The 8,618-nt window shown below is 70.9% G+C and carries 4 protein-coding genes; all 4 read right to left on the reverse strand.

All coding sequences use genetic code 11. From position 1 onward, the window contains the following. Positions 1-26: 26 nt before the first annotated feature. Positions 27-893 carry a helix-turn-helix domain-containing protein gene (locus P3T41_RS30330; protein WP_280693763.1) on the reverse strand — a complete coding sequence of 289 codons (867 nt, stop codon included), beginning with the start codon at positions 891-893 and terminating at the stop codon, positions 27-29. A 150-nt stretch (positions 894-1,043) separates the two neighbouring features. Further along, positions 1,044-3,803, reverse strand: coding sequence for a DNA translocase FtsK (locus P3T41_RS30335; protein ID WP_280693764.1), 2,760 nt, complete (start codon positions 3,801-3,803; stop codon positions 1,044-1,046). A gap of 118 nt (positions 3,804-3,921) precedes the next feature. Next, entirely contained in the window at positions 3,922-4,578 is a 657-nt protein-coding gene (locus P3T41_RS30340; protein ID WP_280693765.1) for a response regulator, read from the reverse strand. 263 nt (positions 4,579-4,841) lie between these two features. Then, positions 4,842-8,618: HAMP domain-containing protein (locus tag P3T41_RS30345; RefSeq protein WP_280693766.1), on the reverse strand; the 3,777-nt coding region annotated here is incomplete at its 5' end.

The raw sequence follows: 8,618 nt of genomic DNA on the forward strand, positions 1-8,618 counted from the left end.
TCAGGCGCTGTGGGGCGCCGTCCGGGCTAGCCGGCCTGGGGGTCACCGGGGGTGTAGGTGAGGTGCACCACTTGGCCGTCCTTGCCGGCCGGACCCAGGTCCTTGCCGTTGACGTACAGGTGCACGGCGGCCGCGTTGCCGATCACCAGCTTGATCTGCTTGGGGTCGGTGAAGGTCTGGTCCTGCCCCTGGTCCAGGTTGTTCTGGAAGAGCGACTTGCCGTCCCCGTCCAGTGCCGAGACCCAGCTGGCGCCGCTGTCGGCGACCAGCTTGACGGTCACCTTGTCGGCCGGGGCGGCGGCGATCGGGGCGACGCTGGGGGCGGGCGCGGGCGGCTGGGCGGGCGTGTCGCTGGGCGAGGTCGACGCCGAGGCGGAGGCGCTGGGCAGCGGGGAGCTGGCCGCGCCGACGGGCGCCTTGCCGGCCTTGCCACTGACCAGGTTGAAGCCGATCAACACGACCACCGCGACGATCGCCACCAGCATCGCGGTGGTCCAGGTCGGTCGGCCCCGGTCGGCCCTGATCCGTTTGGCGTCCAGCGTGGCCACCGGGGCGAGCCGTACCGGCTCGGTGCCGTGGATCTCGTCGTAGCGGGCCAGCAGCGCCTCGCCGTCGGCGCCGACGGCGCGGGCCAGCGAGCGGATGTGGCCGCGGGCGTAAAAGTCGCCGCCGCAGCGGCTGAAGTCATCCTCCTCGATCGCGTGCACGATCGGGACCCGGACCCGGGTATCGGTGCTGACCTCATCCACCGTCAGCCCCGCGGCGAGTCGGGCCTCGGCCAGGATCCGGCCGATGGTCGGCGTGTGGTCCTGGCCGGCCGGACGCGGCTCGGCGGGGCTGGAGGCGTCGGAGGATCGGCGGTTGTCGCGGTGCGAAGACTTGCCGATGGTCACTGGGCGCGCCTTTCGAGCGGAGGCCACCTGCTGAGAGAACAGTCTAGGGGTGCGGGTGAATCGTTTCTCAACCTGAGTACGACCGAACGCGTAGCGCCGGTTCCAGGGGTCCCGACGGCCCGGGCGGGCCGCTGACACCCCCTCAGGCGGCTACCCGCGGATGGTCACCAGCACGCCGTCCAACTCGTCCGGTTTGACCAGGACGTCCCGCGCCTTGGACCCCTCGCTGGGGCCCACGATGCCGCGCGACTCCATCAGGTCCATCAGCCGCCCGGCCTTGGCGAAGCCCACCCGCAGCTTGCGCTGGAGCATCGAGGTCGATCCGAACTGGGTGGAGACCACCAGCTCGGCCGCCTGGATCAACAGGTCCAGGTCGTCGCCGATCTCCTCGTCGATCTCCTTCTTGGGCCCGGCGCCGACCGTGACGTCGTCGCGGTAGCTGGCGGTCAGCTGGTCCTTGCAGTGCTGCACCACGGCCGCGATCTCGGCCTCGGTGACGAAGGCGCCCTGCATCCGGACCGGCTTGCTCGCGCCCATCGGCAGGAAGAGCGCGTCACCCTTGCCGATCAGCTTCTCGGCGCCCGGCTGGTCCAGGATGACCCGGGAGTCGGCCATCGCCGAGGTGGCGAAGGCCAGCCGGGACGGCACGTTGGCCTTGATCAGGCCGGTCACCACGTCCACCGAGGGCCGCTGGGTGGCGAGCACCAGGTGGATGCCGGCCGCGCGGGCCAGCTGGGTGATCCGGACCACCGAGTCCTCGACGTCGCGCGGTGCGACCATCATCAGGTCGGCCAGCTCGTCGACGATCACCAGCAGGTACGGGTACGGCGTCAGCTCCCGCTCGCTGCCCAGCGGCGGGGTCACCTTGCCGGCCTTGACCGCGGCGTTGAAGTCGTCCACGTGCCGGAAGCCGTAGGCGGCCAGGTCGTCGTAGCGCAGGTCCATCTCGCGGACCACCCACTGCAGCGCCTCGGCCGCCTTCTTCGGGTTGGTGATGATCGGCGTGATCAGGTGCGGGATGCCCTCGTAGGCGGTCAGCTCGACCCGCTTGGGGTCGACCAGGACCATCCGGACCTCGTCCGGGGTGGCCCGGGCCAGGATCGAGGTGATCAGGCAGTTGATGCAGGAGGACTTGCCCGCGCCGGTGGCGCCCGCGACCAGGATGTGCGGCATCTTGGCGAGGTTGGCGAGCACCGTGTGGCCCTCGACGTCCTTGCCCATGCCGACCACCATCGGATGGGTGTCCTCGGCGGCGCTGCGCGAGCGCAGCAGGTCGCCGAGGTTGACCATCTCGCGGTCGCCGTTGGGGATCTCGATGCCGACGGCGGACTTGCCGGGGATCGGGCTGATGATCCGCACGTCCGCGCTGGCCACCGCATAGGCGATGTTCTTGGCCAGCGCGGTGATCCGCTCGACCTTGACGGCCGGGCCGAGCTCGACCTCGTACCGGGTGACCGTCGGGCCGCGGGTGAAGCCGGTGACCTTCGCGTCCACCTTGAACTCCGCGAAGGTGGAGGTGAGCTGGGCGACCACCTGGTCGTTGAGCGCGCTGCGGGTCTTGCCCGGGCCGCCGCGCTCCAGCAGGTCCAGCGGGGGCAGCGCGTACTCGGCGCCGCCGAGCAGTTGGAGCTGTTCCATCCGGGCCGGCGCGGGGGTGTGCTCGGGGGGCGCGGCGGATCCGCCGGCCCCCGCGGTACGGGCCGGCGGGACGACCGACTCCTCCGGCTGGGCGGTGCGGTCCTGCACCTGGTGCATGATGCTGGCCACCGCGGGCGAGGCGGGCACGCCGTGCAGCAGCGCGCCGTCCAGGTCGGCGGCCACGCCGGCGGCGATGTCGCGGGTCTGGAACGGGTCCTTGACGAACATGTCGGGGACGGCGGGCGCCAGCTCCGGCTCGTCCACCTGCTTGCGCCGCCCGCGCCGACGGCGGCGGGCGGCGATCTCGTCGCCGGGGTCCTCCTCGACGGTGTAGGGCAGCGCGTCCGGGTCGGCGTCCTCCGGCGGCTCGGTGGACAGCTCGCGGTCGCCGGTGGCGTACGGCTCGCCGTACTCGTCCAGGCCGTCCAGTTCGTCCGCCATCGAGGGCTCCAGCACGCCCAGGCGCTCGCCGAGCAGCCGCAGCCGCTCGGGGATCTTGTTGACCGGGGTGGCGGTGACCACCAGCAGGCCGAAGAAGGCCAGCAACAGCAGGAGTGGCACGGCCAGCGGCGGCCCGGCGGCGGCCAGCATCGGCGTGGAGGCGGCCCAGCCGAGGATGCCGCCCGCCTGCCGGATCCGGGTCGCCCCGCTCTGCATCCCGGGGGCGCCGCAGCCGATGTGGACCAGGCCGAGCACGCCGAGCACCAGGGTGCTCAGGCCGATCGCGATCCGTCCGTCGGCTTCCGGCAGGCCCGGGTGACGCATCAGCCGGATCGCCAGCCCCGCCAGCAGCAGCGGGACCAGCACCGCGAGGCGGCCGAACAGGCCGCTGACCACGTTGGTGGCGGCGTCGCCCAGCCAGCCCTGCGGGCTGAACCAGGTGCCGGCGGCGGTGACCAGGGCGAGCGCCAGCAGCAGCAGCGCCACGCCGTCCTTGCGGTGCGCCGGGTGCAGACCCTTGGCGCCGTCGCCGAAACCGCGGAAGAGCGCGCCGACGCTGTGGGCCAGGCCCAACCAGCAGGCACGCACCGCGCGGAACAGGATCGGCTGCCGGGACCTGGGCCTGGGGGCCGGAGCCACCGGTGCGGCGGCGGCCGCCTTCTTCGCCGGAGCCTTGCGCGCGGCGGCCTTGGACGGTGGCTTGGCGGGCCCGCTCCTGGCGGGCGGCTTGGCCGCCGCCTTGCGCGCCGTGGCCTTCTTCGCCGGGGCGGCCTTCTTCGCCGGTCCCGGACTCGAGTTGCGTGCCGTGCTGCCGGGCGTCCGTGAGGCCATGGCACCAGAGCCTACCGGCGGCCCTGAGCCGTGGACACATGACCGACCGTCATGCCCCTGGCGTGTCGCCGAGGCGGGTCGACACGCCGTCAGCCGGCCGCCGGTTCACCCGGGTGGCTCAGGCGTGGTCGGCGCCCGGCCGCAGCGCCTCCAGCGCGGCCCGCAGGCCGACCAGCTTGCGCTCCAGGTGAGCGGCGGCGGCCGCCGCCCCGGTCTCGGGCGAGTCGCCCAGCTGCTTGGTCAGCGCCTCGGCCTGCTCCTCCACCGAGGCGAGCCGCGCGGAGAGCTCGGCCAGCAGCGGCTCCGCCGAATCCCCGCCCTGGCGGTCGCCGTCCTGGCGACCGTCGTCCAACTGCAGCCGCAACAGCGCCGCCTGCTCCTTGAGCTGGCAGTTCTTCGCGTAGAGGTCGACGAAGACGGAGACCTTGGCGCGCAGCACCCAGGGGTCGAACGGCTTGGAGATGTAGTCCACCGCGCCGGCCGCGTACCCGCGGAAGGTGTGGTGCGGACCGTGGTTGATCGCGGTCAGGAAGATGATCGGGATGTCTCTGGTCCGCTCGCGGCGCTTGATGTGCGCCGCCGTCTCGAAGCCGTCCATGCCCGGCATCTGGACGTCCAGCAGGATCACCGCGAAGTCGTCGGTGAGCAGCGCCTTGAGCGCCTCCTCGCCCGAGGCAGCACGGACCAGCGTCTGGTCCAGCGCCGAGAGGATGGCCTCCAGCGCCAGCAGGTTCTCCGGTCGATCGTCGACCAGGAGGATCTTCGCCTTCTGCACTACGACCCGCCCTCCTGCCGGATAGCCCAGTGGTTTCCCGCGTGCCGGCACCCGTGTACCGCCTGCCACCGACCCGGTCATGCTAGCCGCACCCCCAAGCCCTGCCCTATCGGATGGTCACAACAGGCTGATCACACACCTGTCGCCCTGATGTCCCCGGCACGCGGGCCTGCGTACCGTCGCCATCCGGTTACTGTTCGCAACGATGAGTGACCCTAGCGGGTTCCCGGTCCGGCTCGCCAGTAAACGCCGATGTCCGCGTGCTACGTCAGTTCGCCGCGCGCACCCAGCCACTGCCGCATCACGCCGAGCAGGTGGTCGGTGTCCACCGGCTTGGTCACATGGTCGGAGGCGCCCGCCGCCAGGCTCTTCTCCCGGTCGCCCTTCATCGCCTTGGCGGTCAGCGCGATGATCGGCAGGCCGGCGAAGTTGGGCATCCGGCGGATCGCCTCGGTGGTCGCATAGCCGTCCATCTCCGGCATCATGATGTCCATCAGCACCAGCGCCACGTTCTCGTGGTGCTCCAGCACCTCGATGCCCTCGCGCCCGTTCTCCGCGTACAGCACGGTCAGTCCGTACTGTTCCAGAACGCTGGTGAGGGCGAAGACGTTGCGCACGTCGTCGTCGACGATCAGCACCTCCTCGCCGCCGAACCGGCCCTCGAACTGCGGTCCCGCGCCGGCCCGCGGCGCCGGCAGCTCCTCGCCGCGGCCACCCGGCACCGACTCGGCCTCCTGCGCCGAGCGGCGCCGCTCGGCCGCCTCCCGGCGGCGATCCTCGGCCAACTCGCGGACCTCCTGGGCCCAGTGGTCGGCCGGGTTCTCGCCGACCGGCACCGGCAGGCCGGTCGGGGTGACGCCGACCGAGGCCCGCGGTGCGCCCTGAGCCACCGTGCCCGCCGCGCCGCCCGCCGCCCGCTCACGGTCCGCCTGCTGCTCCGGCGTCTCGCTGCGCAGCGGCAGGTAGAGCGTGAAGGTGCTGCCCACGCCCAACTCGCTGTCGGCGTGGATCTCGCCACCCAGCAGGCGGGCGATCTCCCGGCTGATCGACAGGCCCAGGCCGGTGCCGGCGTACTTGCGACTGGTGCCGCCGTCGGCCTGCTTGAACGCCTCGAAGATCTCGCGCAGCTTGTTGCCGGGGATCCCGATGCCGGTGTCGGTCACCGAGAAGGCCACCAACTGGGCGTCCGGGTCGTCGATCTGGCCGGATTCCAGCAGCTGCTCGCGCACGTGCTGCGGCACCACCGAGCCGGCCGGTCCGATGGTCAGCCGCACCGCGCCGGAGTCGGTGAACTTCACCGCGTTGGAGAGCAGGTTGCGCAGCACCTGCTGGAGCCGCTGCTCGTCGGTGTGCAGGATGGGCGGCAGTTCGGGCGAGACGGTGACCTCGAACTCCAGGCCCTTGTCGGCGGTCAGCGGCCTGAACGCGGCCTCGACGTAGTCGGTCAGCTGGACCAGGGCGATCTTGGCCGGCCGGACGTCCATCTTGCCCGCCTCGACCTTGGACAGGTCGAGGATGTCGTTGATCAGCTGCAGCAGGTCGGAGCCGGCGCCGTGGATGGTGTCGGCGAACTCGACCTGCTTGGGCGAGAGGTTGCCCTCGTTGTTGTCGGAGAGCAGCTTGGCCAGGATCAGCAGCGAGTTGAGCGGGGTGCGCAACTCGTGCGACATGTTGGCGAGGAACTCGCTCTTGTAGCGCGAGGCGAGGGCGAGTTGTTCGGCGCGCTCCTCCAGGACCTTGCGGGCCTCCTCGATCTCGCTGTTCTTGATCTCGATGTCGCGGTTCTGCTGGGCGAGTTGCTCGGCCTTCTCCTGGAGCTCCTCGTTGGTGCGCTCCAGTTCCTCCTGACGCGCCTCCAGCTCGGCCGAGCGCATGGAGAGTTCGGCGGTCAGCCGCTGGGACTCCAGCAGCAGCCCCTCGGTCTTGGTGTTGACGCTGATGGTGTTGACCGTGACGCCGATCAGGTCGGCGATCTGGTTCAGGAAGTCCATCACCACCGTGGTGAAGGAGGCGAAGGTGGCCAGCTCGATCACCCCGAGCAGCCGGCCCTCGAAGAGCACCGGCAGGACCACCACGTGCGCCGGCGAGGCCTCACCGAGGCCGGAGGAGATCCGCAGGTACCCGGGGGGCGCCTCGGTCAGGCTGATCGGGCGCTTCTCCACCGCGGCCTGGCCGACCAGCGACTCGCCGGGACGGAAGGTGGTGGGCATCGAGCGGCGCTGGTAGCCGTAGGAGCCGATCAGGCGCAGCACCGTGTCGGACTCGTCGTCGTCCTCGGTGATCATCTCGGCGGTCCGGCCGGCCGGCTGGGCCAGGAAGAAGGCGCCGTGCTGGGCGGAGACCACCGGGGTCAGCTCGGACATGATCAGCGAGGCGACCGCCTCCAGGTCCCGCCGGCCCTGCAACAGCCCGGAGAACCGGGCCATGTTGGTCTTCAGCCAGTCCTGCTCCTGGTTGGTGCGAGTGGTCTCGCGCAGGTTGGCGATCATCTGGTTGATGTTGTCCTTGAGCTCGTCGATCTCGCCGGAGGCGTCGACGTCGATCCGCAAGGACAGATCGCCCCGGGTCACCGCGGTGGCGACCTGGGCGATCGCGCGCACCTGCCGGGTCAGGTTGTTGGCGAGCTCGTTCACGCCCTCGGTGAGGTCCTGCCAGGTGCCGTCCACCCCGGGCACCCGGGCCTGGCCGCCGAGCCGGCCGTCGGTGCCCACCTCGCGGGCCACCCGGGTGACCTCGTCGGCGAACGAACTCAGCTGGTCCACCATGGTGTTGATGCTGGTCTTCAGATCGAGGATCTCGCCCCGGGCGTCCACGTCGATCTTCTGCGACAGGTCACCACGGGCCACCGCCGTGATCACCAGGGCGATGTTGCGGACCTGGCCGGTCAGGTTGTTGGCCATCTGGTTGACGTTGTCGGTCAGGTCCTTCCAGATGCCGGCCACACCCGGGACATCGGCCTGGCCGCCGAGGATGCCGTCGGTGCCCACCTCGCGGGCCACCCTGGTGACCTGGACGGCGAAGGCGTTCAGCTGGTCGACCATCGTGTTGAGGGTGCCGGCCAGCGCGGCCACCTCGCCCTGCGCCTCGATGGTGATCTTCTTGGAGAGGTCACCGCGGGCCACCGCGGTGGCCACCTCGGCGATGTTGCGGACCTGGCTGGTCAGGTTGGACGCCATGAAGTTGACGTTGTCGGTCAGGTCCTTCCAGATGCCCGAGACCCCGCGCACCCGGGCCTGGCCGCCCAGGATGCCCTCGGTACCGACCTCGCGGGCGACGCGCGTGACCTCGTCCGCGAAGGCGCTCAGCTGGTCGACCATGGTGTTGACGGTGGTGACCAGTTCGAGGATCTCGCCGCGCGCGTCGACGGTGATCTTCTTGGAGACGTCGCCGAGCGCCACCGCCGTGGTGACCTCGGCGATGTTGCGGACCTGGCTGGTCAGGTTGGACGCCATGAAGTTGACGCTGTTGGTCAGGTCCTTCCAGGTCCCGGAGACCCCGGGCACCGTGGCCTGACCGCCCAGGATGCCCTCGGTACCGACGTCCCGGGCGACCCTGGTCACCTCGTCCGCGAACGAGCTGAGCTGGTCGACCATGGTGTTCATGGTGCTCTTCAGCTCCAGGATCTCGCCCCGGGCGTCCACCTGGATCCGCTGCGACAGGTCACCGCGCGCCACCGCCGTGGTCACCTGCGCGATGTTGCGCACCTGATCGGTGAGGTTGTTCGCCATGAAGTTCACCGAATCGGTCAGATCGCGCCACACCCCCGCGACCCCCGGCACCTGCGCCTGCCCACCCAGGCGCCCCTCGGTCCCCACATCCCGCGCCACCCGCGTTACCTGCGCGGCGAAGGCGGAGAGCTGGTCGACCATGGTGTTGATGGTGTTCTTCAGCTCCAGGATCTCGCCCCGGGCGTCCACCTCGATCTTCTGCGACAGGTCACCGCGGGCCACCGCCGTGGTCACCTGCGCGATGTTGCGCACCTGATCGGTGAGGTTGTTCGCCATGAAGTTCACCGAATCGGTCAGATCGCGCCACACCCC

Source organism: Kitasatospora sp. GAS204B (assembly GCF_029892155.1).
In the GTDB taxonomy this organism is placed as follows: domain Bacteria; phylum Actinomycetota; class Actinomycetes; order Streptomycetales; family Streptomycetaceae; genus Kitasatospora.

What these genes read in the sequence shown, in the direction of transcription:
- P3T41_RS30335 (WP_280693764.1), bottom strand. Translation starts at nt 3,803, where the DNA reads ATGGCCTCACGGACGCCCGGCAGCACGGCACGCAACTCGAGTCCGGGA.